This window comes from Modestobacter sp. L9-4, from assembly GCF_019112525.1.
Classification (GTDB): domain Bacteria; phylum Actinomycetota; class Actinomycetes; order Mycobacteriales; family Geodermatophilaceae; genus Modestobacter.
This window is the reverse complement of record NZ_CP077800.1, coordinates 2377388-2395583: the sequence shown is the minus strand read 5'-3', so window position 1 is coordinate 2395583 and position 18196 is coordinate 2377388. Positions and strand designations below refer to the sequence as shown.

Annotated in this window: 13 protein-coding genes and 3 rRNA genes; 3 read left to right on the top strand and 13 right to left on the bottom strand. The window is 69.4% G+C overall.

Annotation, left to right across the window (positions count from 1 at the left end):
* Window positions 1-57: 57 nt before the first annotated feature.
* A complete protein-coding gene (locus tag KUM42_RS11285) occupies window positions 58-213 on the top strand; it encodes a hypothetical protein (protein ID WP_237492305.1) in 156 nt (51 codons plus the stop codon).
* 45 nt (window positions 214-258) lie between these two features.
* Here the strand turns inward: KUM42_RS11285 and allB are convergent, their stop codons facing one another.
* The 12 genes from allB to KUM42_RS11225 form a co-directional block, all read right to left on the bottom strand.
* On the bottom strand, window positions 259-1584 hold the full coding sequence (gene allB, locus KUM42_RS11280) for an allantoinase AllB (protein ID WP_237492304.1): 1326 nt from the start codon (window positions 1582-1584) through the stop codon (window positions 259-261).
* Window positions 1581-2297, bottom strand: coding sequence for an urease accessory protein UreD (locus KUM42_RS11275; RefSeq protein WP_237492302.1), 717 nt, complete (start codon window positions 2295-2297; stop codon window positions 1581-1583). The genes allB and KUM42_RS11275 overlap by 4 nt, the downstream gene beginning before the upstream one ends.
* Window positions 2298-2370: 73 nt before the next feature.
* The gene (ureG, locus tag KUM42_RS11270) at window positions 2371-3048 is read right to left on the bottom strand and encodes an urease accessory protein UreG (RefSeq protein ID WP_237492300.1); all 678 of its coding nucleotides are present in this window, start codon (window positions 3046-3048) and stop codon (window positions 2371-2373) included.
* Between the two features lie 18 nt (window positions 3049-3066).
* A complete protein-coding gene (locus KUM42_RS11265) occupies window positions 3067-3729 on the bottom strand; it encodes an urease accessory protein UreF (protein WP_237492298.1) in 663 nt (220 codons plus the stop codon).
* The gene (locus KUM42_RS11260) at window positions 3729-5450 is read right to left on the bottom strand and encodes an urease subunit alpha (RefSeq protein ID WP_237492296.1); all 1722 of its coding nucleotides are present in this window, start codon (window positions 5448-5450) and stop codon (window positions 3729-3731) included. The genes KUM42_RS11265 and KUM42_RS11260 overlap by 1 nt, the downstream gene beginning before the upstream one ends.
* Window positions 5450-5752, bottom strand: coding sequence for an urease subunit beta (locus tag KUM42_RS11255; protein ID WP_370629359.1), 303 nt, complete (start codon window positions 5750-5752; stop codon window positions 5450-5452). The genes KUM42_RS11260 and KUM42_RS11255 overlap by 1 nt, the downstream gene beginning before the upstream one ends.
* 59 nt (window positions 5753-5811) lie before the next feature.
* Entirely contained in the window at window positions 5812-6081 is a 270-nt protein-coding gene (locus tag KUM42_RS11250) for an urease subunit gamma (protein ID WP_237496670.1), read from the bottom strand.
* Window positions 6082-6579: 498 nt separating this feature from the next.
* A 5S ribosomal RNA gene (gene rrf / locus KUM42_RS11245) occupies window positions 6580-6696 on the bottom strand.
* A gap of 145 nt (window positions 6697-6841) precedes the next feature.
* Window positions 6842-9960, bottom strand: a 23S ribosomal RNA gene (locus KUM42_RS11240).
* A gap of 545 nt (window positions 9961-10505) precedes the next feature.
* A 16S ribosomal RNA gene (locus KUM42_RS11235) occupies window positions 10506-12028 on the bottom strand.
* Together the 16S, 23S and 5S rRNA genes form the textbook arrangement of a ribosomal RNA operon.
* A 388-nt stretch (window positions 12029-12416) precedes the next feature.
* Window positions 12417-13046, bottom strand: coding sequence for an alpha-ketoglutarate-dependent dioxygenase AlkB (locus KUM42_RS11230; RefSeq protein WP_237492292.1), 630 nt, complete (start codon window positions 13044-13046; stop codon window positions 12417-12419).
* A gap of 113 nt (window positions 13047-13159) precedes the next feature.
* Window positions 13160-15400, bottom strand: coding sequence for an ATP-dependent DNA helicase RecQ (locus KUM42_RS11225; protein WP_237492290.1), 2241 nt, complete (start codon window positions 15398-15400; stop codon window positions 13160-13162).
* A 71-nt stretch (window positions 15401-15471) separates the two neighbouring features.
* On the opposite strand from KUM42_RS11225, the gene KUM42_RS11220 reads away from it, so the two are divergent.
* Together KUM42_RS11220 and KUM42_RS11215 are read left to right on the top strand one after the other, a co-directional pair.
* On the top strand, window positions 15472-16308 hold the full coding sequence (locus KUM42_RS11220; protein ID WP_237492288.1) for a PHP domain-containing protein: 837 nt from the start codon (window positions 15472-15474) through the stop codon (window positions 16306-16308).
* 49 nt (window positions 16309-16357) lie between these two features.
* Window positions 16358-16654 carry a hypothetical protein gene (locus KUM42_RS11215; RefSeq protein ID WP_237492286.1) on the top strand — a complete coding sequence of 99 codons (297 nt, stop codon included), beginning with the start codon at window positions 16358-16360 and terminating at the stop codon, window positions 16652-16654.
* A 60-nt stretch (window positions 16655-16714) separates the two neighbouring features.
* On the opposite strand, the gene KUM42_RS11210 is transcribed toward KUM42_RS11215, so the two are convergent.
* The gene (locus tag KUM42_RS11210; protein WP_237492284.1) at window positions 16715-18130 is read right to left on the bottom strand and encodes an LCP family protein; all 1416 of its coding nucleotides are present in this window, start codon (window positions 18128-18130) and stop codon (window positions 16715-16717) included.
* Between the last annotated feature and the right edge of the window lie 66 nt (window positions 18131-18196).

The window sequence follows — 18196 nt, the reverse complement described above, 5'->3', positions numbered from 1 at the left end:
TGCGGAGCGAGGGTAGGGGACGGTCACGGCACACCGACGACCTGTGGGAGGCACCGCATGACCAGCCACGAGGACGACCTGAAGGCCCGCGCCAAGGCGCACATCGAGCAGCTCCCGGCCGAGACCGCGCTGGGCAACGCCGACCCCGCCGGCGGCGTGGACGACGACCCGAAGATCCTCGACGAGGCCGCTCGCGAGGAGCCGCAGAGCTGAGGGCGGACCCCCTCGCACTCACCGGGACCCTGCGAGGGGACCGGGTCATCGCCCCCCAGGACGGGTCAACCGGCCCTGGGGGGCGGCGTCGTCTCCCACGACCTGCCCGCGCAGCCAGGTCCGCCGCACCACACCGGTCAGCTCCCGGCCGGCGTAGGGCGTCACCGGGTTGCGGTGGTGCAGCGCCCCGACCCGCCACTGCTCGTCGGGGGCGAACGCCACCAGGTCGGCGTCCCGGCCGACGGTGATCCCGCCCTTGGCGGTGAGCCCGGTGAGCCGGGCCGGCGCCTCCGTCATCCACCGGACGACGTCACCGAGCCCCAGCCCCCGCGCCCGGGCACCCGTCCACACCGCCGGCAGCGTGACCTGCAGCCCGGCGATCCCACCCCAGGCCAGCCCGAAGTCGCCCACGTCGAGCCGCTTGAGCTCCGGGGTGCACGGTGAGTGGTCGCTGACCACCAGGTCGATGTCGCCGGCCGCCAGCGCCGCCCACAGCGCCTCGCGGTGGTGTGCCTCCCGGATCGGCGGGCAGCACTTGAACGCGGTGTCGCCGTCGGGCACGTCCTCGGCGGCGAAGGTCAGGTAGTGCGGGCAGGTCTCCACGGTGATCCGGACGCCGTCGGCCCGCGCCGCCCGCAGCATCGGCAGCGCCCCGGCGTCGGCGAGGTGGACGACGTGCACGCGGGCGCCGGTGTCCCGGGCGGCGGCGATGAGCCGGCCGATCGCGGTCTCCTCCGCTGCACCCGGGCGGGAGGCCAGGAACGCCGGGTAGCTCGTGCCCGCCGGGTCGGGGGCCGCGGCGATGACGTCGTCGTCCTCGCAGTGGGCGATGAGCAGCCCGTCGACCTCCGCCAGCGCGGTGAGCGCGGCGCGCAGGCCGGCGTCGTCCAGCGGCGGGAACTCCGGCACCCCGGAGTCGAGCAGGAAGCACTTCACCCCGACGGCGCCGTCGGCGAGCAGCCGGGTCAGCTGGCTCGCGTTGCCGGGCACGGCACCGCCCCAGAAGGCGACGTCGACGCTGACCTGCCCCTCGGCCGCCTGTCGTTTCACGTGCAACGCCTCCACGTCCACCGTGGGCGGGACCGAGTTGAGCGGCATGTCGACGATCGTGGTGACCCCGCCGGCGGCCGCGGCCCGGGTCGCGGAGGCGAAGCCCTCCCACTCGGTGCGGCCCGGCTCGTTGACGTGCACGTGGCTGTCGACCAGGCCGGGGATCAGCACCTCGTCCTCGGCCAGGGTGACCGGGGCGTCACCGGCGTCGTCGAAGCCGGTGACCGCGGTGACCACGCCGTCGGTGACGTGCACCGCCGCCGCACGTTCCCCGTCGGGAAGCACCACCCGGCGCGCCCGGACCACCAGCGACCCGCTCACCGGGCCACCTCCAGCAGCTCGACGTCCTCGGTCACGGACGCCATCGCAGCGACGGCGTCGTGCAGCTCCCCCGCCCACGCGGTGCCCACCCAGCCACCGGGCAGCGGCAGCCGGACGGCGTCGACGCCCGTGCGGACGTCGGTCCCGGGCGTGCCGATCGAGACGGTGGAGACGTAGGCGCGGGGTGCGACCGGCGGCAGCCAGGCGGGTGCGCCGGGACCCAGCCCGACGGTGCTGTGCAGCACCGCGCGTCCGCCGACCTCCACCCGGGTGGTGCCGGTCCAGCGGCCGGGGTCCTCACCCCGCCGGCCGAGCAGCACCTGCTCGGTGACGGTCAGCTCCGCCGCCTCGGCGAGCTGGACGCGTACCTCGGCGCGGTGGTCGGCGCGGGCGGTGACCACCGTCGGCTCCGGCGCGAGGTCCAGCGCCCCGGCGACCTCGGCCCGCACGACCTGCCGGGACGGCGGCGACTCCCCGCGCGCGGGCAGCACGACGGCCGCGGCCACCGAGCGGACGCTGAGCCGGGCACCCTCCTCGACGACCAGCCGGATCTCCGCGTCGTCCCCGCCGAGCGGGCCGAACGCGGTGCCGACCAGGTGCACGGTGGTGGGCCCGGTGCGGCGGACCGCCAGCTGGCCGCTGGCCCGCAGGAGCGGCAGCACGGTGCGACCGCGCGCGTCGCACCGTGCCACCACCTCGACGAGGGTCCTCATCCGGCTGCTCCACCCCGCGGTCGCACCGCTCCCCGGTCGGCGCTCCCTCCGGTGCCCACGACCGCGTGCCCGCTCACGCCTCCTGCAGCGCCCGCGCCCGCACCTGCTGGCGCACCCACTCGGCCACCTCGGTGGCGGCCGGGTCCTCCCGCAGCGAGATCAGGAGGGTGGGCTTGTCGCCGCGCACCGCGTCGGAGTCCCGGCGCATGACGCCCAGGTCGGCGCCGACCATCGGGGCGAGGTCGGTCTTGTTGACCACCAGCAGGTCCGAGGCCGTCACACCCGGCCCGCCCTTGCGCGGCACCTTGTCCCCGCCGGCGACGTCGATGACGAAGATCTGCACGTCGACCAGCCCGTAGCTGAACGACGCGGTCAGGTTGTCGCCACCGGACTCGACGAGGACGAGCTCCAGCCCCGGGTGCCGGCCCTCCAGCAGCTCGACGGCGTCCAGGTTGGCGGTGATGTCGTCACGGATGGCGGTGTGCGGGCAGCAGCCGGTCTGCACCGCCTCGATCCGGTCGTCGGGCAGCACGGCGTTGCGGCGCAGGAAGTCGGCGTCCTCGGTCGTGTAGATGTCGTTGGTGACGACGGCGAGGTCGTACTCGGCGCCCAGCGTGCGGCACAGGGCCGCGGCGAGCGCCGTCTTCCCCGAGCCGACCGGGCCGCCGAGCCCCACCCGCAGCGGACCGCCGTGGCGGTGTCCGGGACTGTAGGGGTCGACGTAGTCGTCCAGGTTGTGGTCAGGCGGCATCGGAGCACTCCTTCGTTCTCATGAGGCGAAGAACCGGTCGTTGCGGGCGGCGTGGACCTCGGCGAGCAGGTCCAGCAGCGGGTCGGTGCCGGCCGGCAGCTCACCGGCCGCAGCGGCGGCGGCGGAGTCGGCCGCCGCGTCGGCCACCTGGTCGATCTCCGGCGACAGCCGGGCGGTGACCGCCGCGACGGTGATCGGGTCCATCGCCAGCAGGCGCTGGGCAGCGGTGGCCGGGCCGCTGATGGCGAGGTAGGCGGCGGCGTGCGCGGCGTCCCGGGGCGTGAGCCCGGCGGTCGCGGCCGCCACCCCGAGGGCGAGCGGGTGGTGCGGCTGGGCAGGCAGCGCGGCCCAGGCCGGGTGCGGCCAGGCGCGGCCGGCCACCCGCACCAGGCCGCGGCCCTGCTGCCGGGAGGCGGCCCGCTGCGCGGGGGACGGCGTCCGGGCGTCGGCCTCGTCGTCCAGGGCGGCGAGCGCGGCTGCGTCGTCCGCCGACCGGCAGGCTGCCGCGGCGAGCCCGGCCGCCACCGCGCCGGCCGTGGTCAGCCGCCGGCGGAGGAAGCCGGCCAGCGACACCGGGTCGAGGACCACCCCCGTGGTGATGGCCTGCTCGACCCCGCCGGAGTGCGCGTGACCCCCGGCGGGGAGCCGGGAGTCGGCCAGGGCCAACAGGGCTGCCGTCATCAGAACAGGAAGTAGCGCTGGGCCATCGGCAGGTCGCGCACCGGCTGGGGCTCCCAGACGTCGCCGTCCACGGAGACGGTGAAGGTGTCCGGGTCGACCCGGATGTCCGGCAGCGCGGTGTTCTCCGGCATGTCGGACTTGCCCAGCCGGGTGGTGTCGGAGACCGCGACCAGGCGCCGGTCGATGGCCAGCCGGTCGGCCAGGCCCGCCTCGAGCGCGGCAGGGGCGACGAAGTGCACCGACGTCTGCGCCGGGACCTTGCCGTAGGCGCCGAACATCGGCCGCGGCAGCACCGGCTGGGGCGTGGGGATCGAGGCGTTCGCGTCGCCCATCTGCGCCCAGGCGATCATCCCGCCCTTGAGGACGGCGTGCGGCCGCACCCCGAAGAACTTGGGCTCCCACAGCACGAGGTCGGCCATCTTGCCCGGCTCGACCGAGCCGACCTCGGCGTCGATGCCGTGGGCCACCGCGGGGCAGATCGTGTACTTGGCGACGTACCGGCGGGCGCGCAGGTTGTCCGCGGCGCCGTCGCCGGCCAGCGACCCGCGGCGGCGCTTCATGACGTGCGCGGTCTGCCAGGTGCGCATGACGACCTCACCGACCCGGCCCATCGCCTGGGCGTCGGACCCGATCATCGAGATGGCGCCGAGGTCGTGCAGCAGGTCCTCGGCGGCGATCGTGGTGGGGCGGATCCGGCTCTCGGCGAAGGCGAGGTCCTCGGGCACCGAGCTGTCCAGGTGGTGGCAGACCATGAGCATGTCGAGGTGCTCGTCGAGGGTGTTGACCGTGTGCGGCCGGGTCGGGTTCGTGCTGCTGGGCAGCACGTTCGGGTGGCCGGCGACGGTGATGATGTCCGGCGCGTGCCCGCCCCCGGCACCCTCGGTGTGGTACGCGTGGATGCTCCGGCCGGCGATCGCGGCCAGGGTGTCCTCGACGAAGCCGGCCTCGTTGAGGGTGTCGGAGTGCAGGGCGACCGGGACGCCGTTGCGGCCGGCCACGGTGAGCGCGGCATCGATCGCGGCGGGCGTGGACCCCCAGTCCTCGTGCAGCTTGAAGCCGCTGGCACCGGCCCGCAGCTGCTCCTCCAGCGACTCGGTGGAGACCGTGTTGCCCTTGCCCAGCAGCGCGACGTTGACCGGCATGCCGTCCATCGCCTCGAGCATCCGGGCCAGGTACCAGTCGCCGGGGGTGATGGTGGTGGCCTTGGAGCCCTCGGCGGGGCCGGTGCCACCACCGATGAGCGTGGTCATGCCCGAGCCCAGCGCGGTGGGCACGATCTGCGGGCAGATGAAGTGCACGTGGCAGTCGATGCCGCCGGCGGTGAGGATCTTGCCGTTGCCGGACATCACCTCGGTGCCCGGCCCGATGACCAGGTCGGGGTGGACGCCGTCCATGGTGTCGGGGTTGCCGGCCTTGCCCAGGGCGACGATGCGGCCGTCGCGGATGCCGACGTCGGCCTTGACGATGCCCCAGTGGTCGAGCACGACCGCGCCGGTGATGACCAGGTCGGGGGCACCCTCGGCGCGGGTGGCCCGCCCCTGGCCCATCGACTCGCGGATGACCTTGCCGCCGCCGAAGACCGCTTCCTCACCGGCCAGCCCGGGCCCGCCGGAGCGGTCCTCGGTGACCTCGATGAGCAGGTCGGTGTCGGCCAGCCGGATCCGGTCGCCCACCGTGGGGCCGTAGAGCTGTGCGTAGCGCTCGCGGGACAGCTGCACCATCAGCCCAGCCCACCTTCCGCGGTCAGCCCCGGGACGACGCGGGCGCCGGCCAGGGGGACGAGTGAGACGGTCCGCTGGATGCCCGGCTCGAACCGGACGGCGGTGCCGGCGGCGATGTCGAGCCGGTGACCGTGGGCGGCCGCCCGGTCGAACTCCAGCGCGGCGTTGGCCTGGGCGAAGTGGAAGTGCGACCCGACCTGCACCGGCCGATCGCCGCTGTTGTGCACCGCGAGCTCCACCCGCGGCACCCCCGGCAGGGTCTCGATGAACCCCTCGGCCGGGATGACCTCGCCCGGGATCACGCCAGGCGTCACGCCGTCCCGGATCACGGGCCCTGCCTGATGGTCCCGCTCGCCGGCGCTCACGGGATGGGGTGGTGGACGGTCACCAGCTTCGTCCCGTCCGGGAAGGTCGCCTCCACCTGCACCTCCTCCAGCAGCTCGGGGACGCCGTCCATGACGTCGTCCCGGGTGAGCACGGTACGACCGGACTGCATGAGGTCGGTGACGAGCTCGCCGTCCCGGGCGCCCTCGAGGACGTGGTCCGTGACGATCGCCGTCGCCTCGGGGAGGTTGAGCTTCAGGCCGCGCGCCTGGCGACGACGGGCGAGCTCGGCGGCGTAGCTGAGCATCAGCCGCTCCTGCTCGTGCGGGGACAGCAGCACGGTCGACGTCCTCCTGACAGAGCGGTCAGCGGCAGAGCCAGGAACCTAACCGCTGCATGTGACAGTCGCGTTGCACGGCCCCGTGTGGACGGCGACTACCTGGTCCTCCGGTTCAGCACCCGAGCGATCGACCGACCGTGCTCCGGGTGGTCGGGGTCCCAGCCGGCAGCGCTGGGGAGTCCCTGCCCCTGAGGTGGCCCCGACTCAGGAGAGCCCGCCCACTGCTGAGAGGACGACCACGACAGCCGGCACTTCGTCTCTGACGGAAGTGCGCGGACGCCAGGGCCACAGCGGCTCCCACGGCTCGTTCGCCCGCTCCGCCGTCGAGAGACGGCCTCCTCTGGGAGGCCTCCCTATCGACGGTCGAGGGCACGATGATCGCGATCGCCCCGGCTGATCAGACTCACCCGGAGAATGCAGAAACGGGGCCACAGCACATGCTGTGACCCCGTTCCTGGGAGTTGTGTCCGGCGGCGTCCTACTCTCCCACCCCGTCCCCGGGGCAGTACCATCGGCGCTGAAAGGCTTAGCTTCCGGGTTCGGAATGAGACCGGGCGTTTCCCTTTCGCCATGACCGCCGTAACGCTGTGAACTTATCGGGCCCACCCCACACCACCCGGACCACCACACGAGAGTGCGGGGATCGGGTCGGGGGGTGGGTTCCGTACGTTCAGAACCACACAGTGGACGCGAGACAACTAGAAAAGCTATGAGGCTGGGTGTTGTGATGGTCAAGCCCTCGGCCTATTAGTACCGGTCAGCTCCACGACTTACGCCGCTTCCACTTCCGGCCTATCAACCCGCTGGTCTGGGCGGGGGCCTTACCCGGTTGACCCGGTGAGAGACCTCATCTTGAAGAAGGCTTCCCGCTTAGATGCTTTCAGCGGTTATCCCTGCCGAACGTAGCCAACCAGCAGTGCTCCTGGCGGAACAACTGGCACACCAGAGGTTCGTCCGTCCCGGTCCTCTCGTACTAGGGACAGCACTTCTCAAGTCTCTTACGCGCGCGGCGGATAGGGACCGAACTGTCTCACGACGTTCTAAACCCAGCTCGCGTGCCGCTTTAATGGGCGAACAGCCCAACCCTTGGGACCTACTCCAGCCCCAGGATGCGACGAGCCGACATCGAGGTGCCAAACCATCCCGTCGATATGGACTCTTGGGGAAGATCAGCCTGTTATCCCCGGGGTACCTTTTATCCGTTGAGCGACACCGCTTCCACATGCCGGTGCCGGGTCACTAGTCCCAGCTTTCGCTCCTGCTCGACCCGTCGGTCTCGCAGTCAAGCTCCCTTGTGCACTTGCACTCGACACCTGATTGCCAACCAGGCTGAGGGAACCTTTGGGCGCCTCCGTTACATTTTGGGAGGCAACCGCCCCAGTTAAACTACCCACCTGACACTGTTCCTGATCCGGATCACGGACCGAGGTTAGACATCCAATTCGACCAGAGTGGTATTTCAACGATGACTCCACGAACACTGGCGTGCCCGCTTCACAGTCTCCCACCTATCCTACACAAGCCGAACCGAACACCAATATCAAGCTATAGTGAAGGTCCCGGGGTCTTTCCGTCCTGCCGCGCGTAACGAGCATCTTTACTCGTAGTGCAATTTCGCCGAGCCTGTGGTTGAGACAGCTGAGAAGTCGTTACGCCATTCGTGCAGGTCGGAACTTACCCGACAAGGAATTTCGCTACCTTAGGATGGTTATAGTTACCACCGCCGTTTACTGGCGCTTGAGTTCTGAGCTTCGCCTTGCGGCTAACCCGTCCCCTTAACGTTCCAGCACCGGGCAGGCGTCAGTCCGTATACATCGTCTTTCGACTTCGCACGGACCTGTGTTTTTAGTAAACAGTCGCTTCTCACTGGTCTCTGCGGCCACCCACCGCTGCCCCGCGTAAGCGGTTCACAGCAGATGGCCCCCCTTCTCCCGAAGTTACGGGGGCATTTTGCCGAGTTCCTTAACCACAGTTCGCTCGATCGCCTTGGTATTCTCTACCTGACCACCTGAGTTGGTTTGGGGTACGGGCCGCTAAGAACTCGCTAGAGGCTTTTCTCGGCAGCATAGGATCATCCAATTCGCCTCATTCGGCTATGCGTCAGGCCTCACCCTCGTGTGGAACGGATTTACCTATCCCACGGGCCACACCCTTGCACCGGTACTACCATTCACCGGTAGGACTACCTTCCTGCGTCACCCCATCGCTTGCCTACTACCAGTCCGGGTCCCGCGTTCCGCCGGATCAGACCCGAAGGTCAGTCACCGGTTTCAGGCGGTTAGCATCGCTGGGTTCAGCATGGGCGTTCTTTCGCGGGTACGGGAATATCAACCCGTTGTCCATCGACTACGCCTGTCGGCCTCGCCTTAGGTCCCGACTCACCCTGGGCGGATTAGCCTGGCCCAGGAACCCTTGGTCATCCGGCGGGGGAGTTTCTCACTCCCCTTTCGCTACTCATGCCTGCATTCTCACTCGTGTGGCCTCCACGGCTGGATCACTCCGCCGCTTCAATGGCCACACGACGCTCCCCTACCCATCCACACACCTGGCCCGACCCCGAAGGACCGGACGGGTTCATGTGAATGCCACAGCTTCGGCGGTGTGCTTGAGCCCCGCTACATTGTCGGCGCGGAACCACTTGACCAGTGAGCTATTACGCACTCTTTCAAGGGTGGCTGCTTCTAAGCCAACCTCCTGGTTGTCACGGCAATCCCACATCCTTTTCCACTTAGCACACGCTTAGGGGCCTTAGCTGATGATCTGGGCTGTTTCCCTCTCGACTACGAACCTTATCGCCCGCAGTCTCACTGCCACGCTCTCACTTACCGGCATTCGGAGTTTGGTTGATTTCAGTAACCTTGTGGGGCCCCTAGACCATCCAGTGCTCTACCTCCGGCAAGAAACACGTGACGCTGCACCTAAATGCATTTCGGGGAGAACCAGCTATCACCGAGTTTGATTGGCCTTTCACCCCTACCCACAGCTCATCCCCTCCATTTTCAACTGAAGTGGGTTCGGTCCTCCACGCGGTCTTACCCGCGCTTCAACCTGGCCATGGGTAGATCACTCGGCTTCGGGTCTAGAGCACGCGACTCAATCGCCCTGTTCGGACTCGCTTTCGCTACGGCTACCCCACACGGGTTAACCTCGCCACGTACCGCTAACTCGCAGGCTCATTCTTCAAAAGGCACGCAATCACCCCCACGCACAAGTGCGCATAAGGCTCTCACGGCTTGTAGGCACACGGTTTCAGGTACTATTTCACTCCCCTCCCGGGGTACTTTTCACCTTTCCCTCACGGTACTTGTCCGCTATCGGTCACCAGGGAGTATTTAGGCTTAGCGGGTGGTCCCGCCAGATTCACACCGAATTTCACGGGCTCGGTGCTACTTGGGATACAACTCGGGAGGCCATGAGTTTTCGTGTACGGGGCTCTCACCCTCTACGGCGACCCCTTCCAGAGGCCTTCCACTAACACATGGCTTTCTGACTCCCTGCACCTTCGGCAGAAGATGCTGAATCGTCCCACGACCCCGACCACACAACGCCTGCCGGCTTGGCATGCGATCGGTTTAGCCTCATCCGCTTTCGCTCGCCACTACTCACGGAATCACGGTTGTTTTCTCTTCCTGTGGGTACTGAGATGTTTCACTTCCCCACGTTCCCTCCACACGCCCTATGTGTTCAGGCGCGGGTCACACCACATGACTGGTGCGGGGTTCCCCCATTCGGAAATCCTCGGATCAACGCTCGGTTGACAGCTCCCCGAGGCTTATCGCAGCCTCCTACGTCCTTCATCGGCTCCTGGTGCCCAGGCATCCACCGTGTGCCCTTAACAACTTGACCACACACAAGAAACCCACACCCACCCACAACCCCACCCCGTGACAACCTCGCGGCCACCACATCTGTGGGTCATGGATCAGTGCGGGTATCCAGATACTTGCTTACTAGATGCTCGCGTCCACTGTGCAGTTCTCAAAGTACGGAAGATGACCCACCACATGACACCACCAGACCCCGGGGTTACCCGAGCGGTATGACGAGCAGATGGGACTCCCAGAGCGAACACCCAACCAGACCCTTGAAGCAGCTCGCGCTCCTCCACGGCCTGGCCGGCCCGTTCCCTCAGGACCCAACAGCGTGCCTACGACCCGGTACCCCCAGCCACTCGCGTTCCAGACCCTCCCCACCCCTGTGACCCCGTGAAGGGCCGGTGATGGATCAACGAGCCGTACTAACAGCGAACTGGACATCCGAGCCGAACTGGTCAGCGTTCCACCCTTGAGCTCCGTCACCAACACCCTGGACCCCCTCATGATTGAGGAAGCCTCCTGGCCGGTGCACGGCTCTGGACCACCATCGCTAAGACGGCGGCCAGTGCTCCTTAGAAAGGAGGTGATCCAGCCGCACCTTCCGGTACGGCTACCTTGTTACGACTTCGTCCCAATCGCCGATCCCGCCTTCGACGGCTCCCTCCCACAAGGGGTTGGGCCACCGGCTTCGGGCGTTACCGACTTTCGTGACGTGACGGGCGGTGTGTACAAGGCCCGGGAACGTATTCACCGCAGCGTTGCTGATCTGCGATTACTAGCGACTCCAACTTCATGGGGTCGAGTTGCAGACCCCAATCCGAACTGAGACCGGCTTTTTGGGATTCGCTCCACCTCGCGGTATCGCAGCCCTTTGTACCGGCCATTGTAGCATGTTTGCAGCCCTAGACATAAGGGGCATGATGATTTGACGTCATCCCCACCTTCCTCCGAGTTGACCCCGGCAGTCTCCTATGAGTCCCCACCATGACGTGCTGGCAACATAGAACGAGGGTTGCGCTCGTTGCGGGACTTAACCCAACATCTCACGACACGAGCTGACGACAACCATGCACCACCTGTGCACGACCCTTTAAAGGACCTCCCATCTCTGGGAGATTTCCGTGCATGTCAAGCCTAGGTAAGGTTCTTCGCGTTGCATCGAATTAAGCAACATGCTCCGCCGCTTGTGCGGGCCCCCGTCAATTCCTTTGAGTTTTAGCCTTGCGGCCGTACTCCCCAGGCGGGGCGCTTAATGCGTTAGCTGCGACACGGAACTCGTGGAATGAGCCCCACATCTAGCGCCCAACGTTTACGGCGTGGACTACCAGGGTATCTAATCCTGTTCGCTCCCCACGCTTTCGCTCCTCAGCGTCAGTTACTGCCCAGAGACCCGCCTTCGCCACCGGTGTTCCTCCTGATATCTGCGCATTTCACCGCTACACCAGGAATTCCAGTCTCCCCTGCAGTACTCTAGTTTGCCCGTATCGACTGCAGGCCCGAGGTTGAGCCTCGGGTTTTCACAGCCGACGTGACAGACCGCCTACGAGCTCTTTACGCCCAATAATTCCGGACAACGCTTGCACCCTACGTATTACCGCGGCTGCTGGCACGTAGTTGGCCGGTGCTTCTTCTGTAGGTACCGTCACTTGCGCTTCGTCCCTACTGAAAGAGGTTTACAACCCGAAGGCCGTCATCCCTCACGCGGCGTCGCTGCGTCAGGCTTTCGCCCATTGCGCAATATTCCCCACTGCTGCCTCCCGTAGGAGTCTGGGCCGTGTCTCAGTCCCAGTGTGGCCGGTCACCCTCTCAGGCCGGCTACCCGTCGTCGCCTTGGTGGGCCATTACCCCACCAACAAGCTGATAGGCCGCGGGCCCATCCTCAGCCGATGAATCTTTCCACCACCAGACCATGCGGTCAGCGGTCACATCCGGTATTAGCACCAATTTCTTGGAGTTATCCCAGAGCTGAGGGCAGGTTGCCCACGTGTTACTCACCCGTTCGCCGCTAGGGCACCACCCGAAGATGGGCCTCGCTCGACTTGCATGTGTTAAGCACGCCGCCAGCGTTCGTCCTGAGCCAGGATCAAACTCTCCGTAGATGATTTGATCGCAGCTGAGACCAAGAGTTGGCACTCTCGTTCAATCAACCAAAGGAACCCAATGACCCGATCACGAATGACCAGGCCAAGGGGGATTTGTTACTTGGCACTGACTTTCGGCACGCTGTTGAGTTCTCAAGGAGCGGACGCGCACGTTCCCCGACCAATTGCTCGGCCGTTCTTCGTGGCGGTAGTTCCACCTTACACCAAGTTCCGCAGCAGTCGAACCTCAGGGGTTCTGTCCGGCGGTTTCCCAGGCCCTGCGACCCGGTCCGTTCTCGCTTGGTGCATGGAGAACGATACACGCCTTCTGAGGGGGTCTGCACGGGGGGTCTGGAGGGGGGTCCAGCCACCCCGTCGAACGCCCCGTGAGCAGGGCTTTCACGGCTCAGGCGACCCCGCGTGGGCGGTACTGGACGCTGACGCGCGGTCCGACCGCCCTCGTCGTCTTCGGGATGCAGTGCTCCCACGTGCGCTGGCACGAGCCGCCCATGACCACGAGGTCGCCATGGCCGAGGGTGAAGCGCAGGCTCTCGCCGCCACCCACCGGACGGAGCATCAGCGGACGGGGCGAACCGAACGAGGCGATCGCGACCATCGTGTCCTCGGTGCGACTGCGACCGATCCGGTCGCCGTGCCAGGCCACGCTGTCCCGGCCGTCGCGGTACAGGCACATGCCGGCCGTCACGAAGTGCTCGCCGAGCTCGGGGCCGTAGTGGTCGTTCAGCGCGGACCGGGCATCGGTGAGCGCCGGGTGCGGCAGGGCCTCGCCTCCGCCGTACCAGCGCAGGAGCCGGGGCACGGTCACCTCGCGGTCGTACATCTGGCGCCGGTCCTCACGCCAGCCGATGTCGCCCAGCAGCACGTCGAGGACCTGGTCGGAGCCCTCCACCCAGCCGGGCAGGTGGTCGACCCAGGCCCCACGGCTCAGCTGGTGCCTGACCACCCGGCCGGCGAGCGGGGTGAGCGTGGCCTCCTCGGCCACGTCCCACATGGACGGCTGGTGCGCGAGCGACATGCCGGGAGGCTACTACCGGTTTCGCACAGGTGTTCGAAAACCTGTGGACAGTGGGAGGACCCCGTCCCCCCTCCGCCTCGCGAGCTCGGGGAGAGCGCCTGAGACGGGGCCGTTCAGGCGGACAGCGCGAGGACGAACGGCAGCACCGAGGCGGCGCCGGCCAGGCGGAGCTCGCGGCCGGCGACCGTCATCGTCCAGCGGGAGTCGGCGAGGTCGTCGACCAGCAGCACCGGGGCGTCACCGAGCTCGGCCAGGCGCGCCCGCAGCTCCGGGCCCACCACGATCCGCTGCCACACCCCGGCCAGCCGGAAGGCGCTGTTGCCGCCCGGTCCGCCGGTGGGGCCACCGGAGACGAGGTCCATGGTGCCCAGGTAGGGCAGCCGCCCGACCCGAGCCAGCCCCTCGGCCACGCCGGTGACCAGTGCGGGCCGCCGCCGGGAGGGGACGGCCACCACGGCACCGGGGCGCTGCGCCCAGTCCCAGGCGCCCAGCACCCGGGCACATGCCCTCAGCAGCTCCTCGTCCGGAGGCGCGTCGGAGGCCAGGCCCGGCTTCATCACCCGGTGAGCCACGTCGAACGCGGCGTCCGGGTCCTCCTCGATCGAGGGCGCCTCGAGGTCCTCGGCGAGGGAGGCCACACCGCCGACCCCGTCGTCGCCGAGCAGGGTGCGCAGCTTCTGGCCCCAGCCCAGGTCGGTGAGCCGGGCGACGGCGCGGCCGTTCGCCAGCTGCTCGCCGGCTGCGATCTTGCCCTTCACCTCGACCCCGAGCCGGTCGGCACCTGTCGGCCACTGCGCCCGGGGCGCCAGCTCCACCCCCGGACGGTCCAGCCGGGCCGAGGCGGCCTCGGAGGCGCCGGCCGGGACGTCGGTGGGGTACCAGGGGCCGGCGCACACGTCGCAGCGCCCACAGGGGGCCGCGGTCGGGTCGTCGAGGGCCTCCTGCAGGAAGGCCATCCGGCACTCGGCGGTGTCGACCGGCTTGGCGTAGTCGAGCATCGAGCGCTGCTCGGCCTCCCGGGTCGCGGTGACCCGGGCGTACCGGTCGGCGTCGTAGGTCCACGGGACGCCGGTGGAGCGCCACCCGCCCTGCACCCGCTCGACCGCCCCGTCGACGGCGAGCACCTTGAGCAGCAGCTCGAGCCGGGAGCGGCGGACGTCGGCGACGGTCTCCAGCCGGGCGACCGACCACGCCTTGCCGTCGGCCATCGCGGTGAGCACCGCCGTGGCGTGGTCCTGGCGGGGCATGGAGGAGGTGGCGAACCACTGCCAGATCGCGATGTCCTCCGGCCCGGGCAGCAGCAGGACGTCGGCGTGGTCGACGGCGCGGCCCGCGCGCCCGACCTGCTGGTAGTAGCTGACCGGCGACGACGGCGCCCCCAGGTGGACCACGAACCCGAGGTCGGGCTTGTCGAAGCCCATGCCGAGCGCGGAGGTGGCGACCAGGGCCTTGACCCGGTTCTCCCGCAGCGCCTCCTCGGCGTCCTTGCGGTCGGCGTCGTCGAGCCGGCCGGTGTAGGCCCGCACCTCGTGCCCGGCGTCCCGCAGCAGGGCCGCGGTCTCCTCCGCGGCGGCGACGGTGAGCGTGTAGACGATGCCGCTGCCCGGCAGGTCGCCGATGTGGGCGGACAGCCAGGCCAGCCGGGCCCGGTCGGAGTCCAGCCGGAGCACGCCCATGCGCAGCGAGTCCCGCGCCAGCGGGCCGCGGACGGTGGTGACCTCGACGCCCCCGGCGCCCAGCTGCTCGGCGACGTCGGCGACGACGCGCTCGTTGGCGGTGGCGGTGGTGGCCAGCACCGGGGTGCCGGCGGGCAGCTGGCCCAGCAGGTCGCGGATGCGCCGGTAGTCGGGGCGGAAGTCGTGGCCCCAGTCGGAGACGCAGTGCGCCTCGTCGACGACCAGCAGGCCGCACCGGTCGACCAAGGCCGGCAGCTGCTCGTCGCGGAAGCGGGGGTTGGTCAGCCGCTCCGGGGAGACCAGCAGGACGTCGACGTCGTCGGCGGCGAGCCGGGCGTTGATGTCGTCCCACTCGGTGACGTTGGAGCTGGATATCTCCACGGCCTTGATGCCCGCGCGGCTCGCAGCGGCCACCTGGTCGCGCATCAGCGCCAGCAGCGGGCTCACGAGCACCGTGGGGCCGGCGCCGCGGCGGCGCAGCAGCGCGGTGGAGACGAAGTAGACCGCCGACTTGCCCCACCCGGTGCGCTGCACGACCAGCGCACGCTGGTGCCGCTCGACGAGCGCGAGGACGGCGTCGTCCTGCCCCTCGCGGAAGACGGCGTCGGGGCGGCCGGTGAGCTCGCGCAGGACCCCGAGCGCCTCGTCGGCCAGATCGGTCTGCACAGCGGTCGTCATGGGCCCGACCGTAGGCCGACCCACCGACATCCCGCCGACCCGGCGTGCGCTCGCTGTGGACGAGCGGTTGGATGGGCACGATGCTGCCGCCGGACAACCACGTGCACTCGGAGTTCTCGTGGGACACCGGGCCCCGGGCCTCGCTGCTGCGCGCCTGCGAGCACGCGGTGGCGATCGGCCTGCCGGCGATCGCCTTCACCGAGCACCTGGACTTCACCGTCTGGAGCCCCGGCGACCGGGCGACCACCGACGGCCTCACCGACCGGCACCCGGCCAACCAGCTGCCCATCGACGTCGACGTCTACGCCGAGACGATCTGGGAGGCCCGGCAGCGTTTCCCCCAGCTGCGGGTCTGGTCCGGCGTCGAGGCCGGCGAGCCGCACCTGTTCGCGGCCAGCGTCGCCGCGCACCTGCACGCCTCGCCCGTCGACCGCGTCCTGGGCTCGCTGCACTCGCTCCCGGTCGACGGGCGGCTGATCGGGGTGAACCGGCTGCTGCACTCCCCCGGCGTCGACCTCGTCGCCACGATGCGCCGCTACCTCACCGAGATGGTGGCGATGATCGAGAGCAGCGACGTCTTCCAGGTGCTGGCGCACTGCGACTTCCCGCGCCGCTACTGGCCGGGCGGCCGCGACGAGTACCCGGAGGCGGTCTTCGAGGAGGAGTACCGGGCGGTCTTCCGGGCGCTGGCGGCCAGCGGCCGGGCCCTGGAGGTCAACACGACCAGCCCGCTGTGGTCGGTCGACCTGCTGCGCTGGTACCGCGACGAGGGCGGTGACGCGGTCAGCTTCGGCAGCGACGGGCACCAGCCGCAGCTGGTCGGGCAGCGCTTCGACCTGGCCGTGGACGTCGTCGAGCAGGCCGGCTTCCGCCCGGGGCGGGACCGCTTCGACTTCTGGCGCCGCTGAGACCGGTCGGTCCGTCACGGTCGCCCGGTCGGCTGCCGATGAGGGCGGGGTGACTGGACTCCCCTTCGACGGCACCTTCTCCACCGAGGCGGTCGCGGCCGCCGGCCACGCACTGGTCGAGCAGCTGTTCGACGAGGCGATGGCGACCATCGCCGAGCTGGCCGAGAACTGGGACTCCCCGGTCCCGGAGACCGCGGCGGCCGAGGACGACGAGCCCGTCGACCTCGTCGAGCCGGCGACCTGGTCGATCAGCGACGACGACGAGGACGACGTCCGCGAGCTGGGCGCCATGGAGCTGCCCGCACTGCTCTCCCGTCCCCGCCGCACCGAGACCGTCGCCGCCTGACCCTCGGCTCCCACCGCCCCGCCCCGGCGCCCGGCACCCCACCGGGGCCGGGCGCCGGCGTCAGATGATGCAGCTGGTGTCCTCCGCGGTGCGCTCCGTGGTCGCGTACGTCCCCGCGGGTGCCGGTGCCGGGGCCGGCGCGTCGACCGCCTGGCCGACGGCCTGGAAGTCCTTGCCCAGCGTCAGCTGCACGGTGCCGGCGGGCACCGCGGCGTCGACGGTCACCGCGGCACCGGGCACCTGCGCGGCCACCGCGGCGGCCTTCGCCTCGTCGCCCGGGGCGGCGGCGATCGTGGTGCGATCGGTGTTGGCCGGGGCGTTGCCGCCGCTGCTGGCCACGAAGCCCGCCGTGCCCAGCGCGGTCGCCGCGGTCGCCGCGGCGCCCTTGACGCCGGAGCCGTTGAACACGCTGACCGTGACGTCGGCGGGTGCCGCCGCGGCGACCGGCGCCGGCGGTTCGGGAGCAGGCGCCTCCGCGGGGTCGGCGCTCAGCGACGCGAAGAAGGTCGTGAGCGCGGCGGGGTCGGACGGGACGAGCACGTCGGACCCGTCGACCTTGTCGTCCTTCAGCCCGGGGAGGGTCTGGAAGGTGATGTTGCCCGGCTTCACCGACTGCAGCTGCGCGGCCAGGTCGAACACGTCGAGGCCCTTGTCGAAGGTGACGCTGCTGCCGACCTGCTTGACGATCGCCTGCTGCTTGGCGGGGTCCAGCAGCAGGTTCTTCGACAGCAGGTTGCGCAGCATGCCGGCCAGGTAGACCTGCTGGCGCCGCTGCCGGTCCAGCTCGGAGGGCAGTCCGTGCCGCTGGCGGACGAACAGCAGCGCCTGGCTTCCGGACAGCGTCTGCGGGCCCGCGTCGAAGTGGGCGCCGGTGACCGAGTCGTCGACGGCCTTGCAGATGTTGACGTCCACGCCGCCGACGATCGTGCTCAGGTTGATGAAGCCGAGCAGGTTGATCTCGGCGTAGTGGTCGATCCGCAGGCCGGAGAACTGGCTGACCGTGCGGATCAGGGACTGGGCGCCGGCGGAGTCCCGGTCGCTGTCCTCGCCCTGGGCCGCGTTGTAACCGTCGCCGTAGGCGGAGTTGAGCTTGCCCTTGCCGTTGCCCGGGATCGGCACGTACAGGTCACGCGGGAGGCTGACGAAGGAGGCCGCCGACCCGTCGGCGGGCACGTGCACCAGCATCATCGTGTCGGTGTTGAGCAGCCCCGTGGGGTCGCCGGTGACGTACTCCTCCTGCTGCTCGGGGGTCAGCCCGGCGCGGGAGTCACGGCCCACCAGCAGCAGGTTCATCGCCTCGCCGCCGTTGCCCTGCGCGTCGACGTTGCCGTCGGTGGGGATGGCGTCGGTGCGGCTCAGGCTCGCCTCGGCGACCTTGGCCAGGTACCAGCCCCAGCCGCTGCCGGCGAGGACCAGGACGCTCAGCACGGCGGCCAGGGCCCGGACGCCGACGGCCAGCCGGCGCGTCGGGCTCACCGGGGCGCTCGGCGTGGACCCGGTCGCCGTGGCACCGCCGGGCGTGCGGGGGGTCTTCCCCGCGCG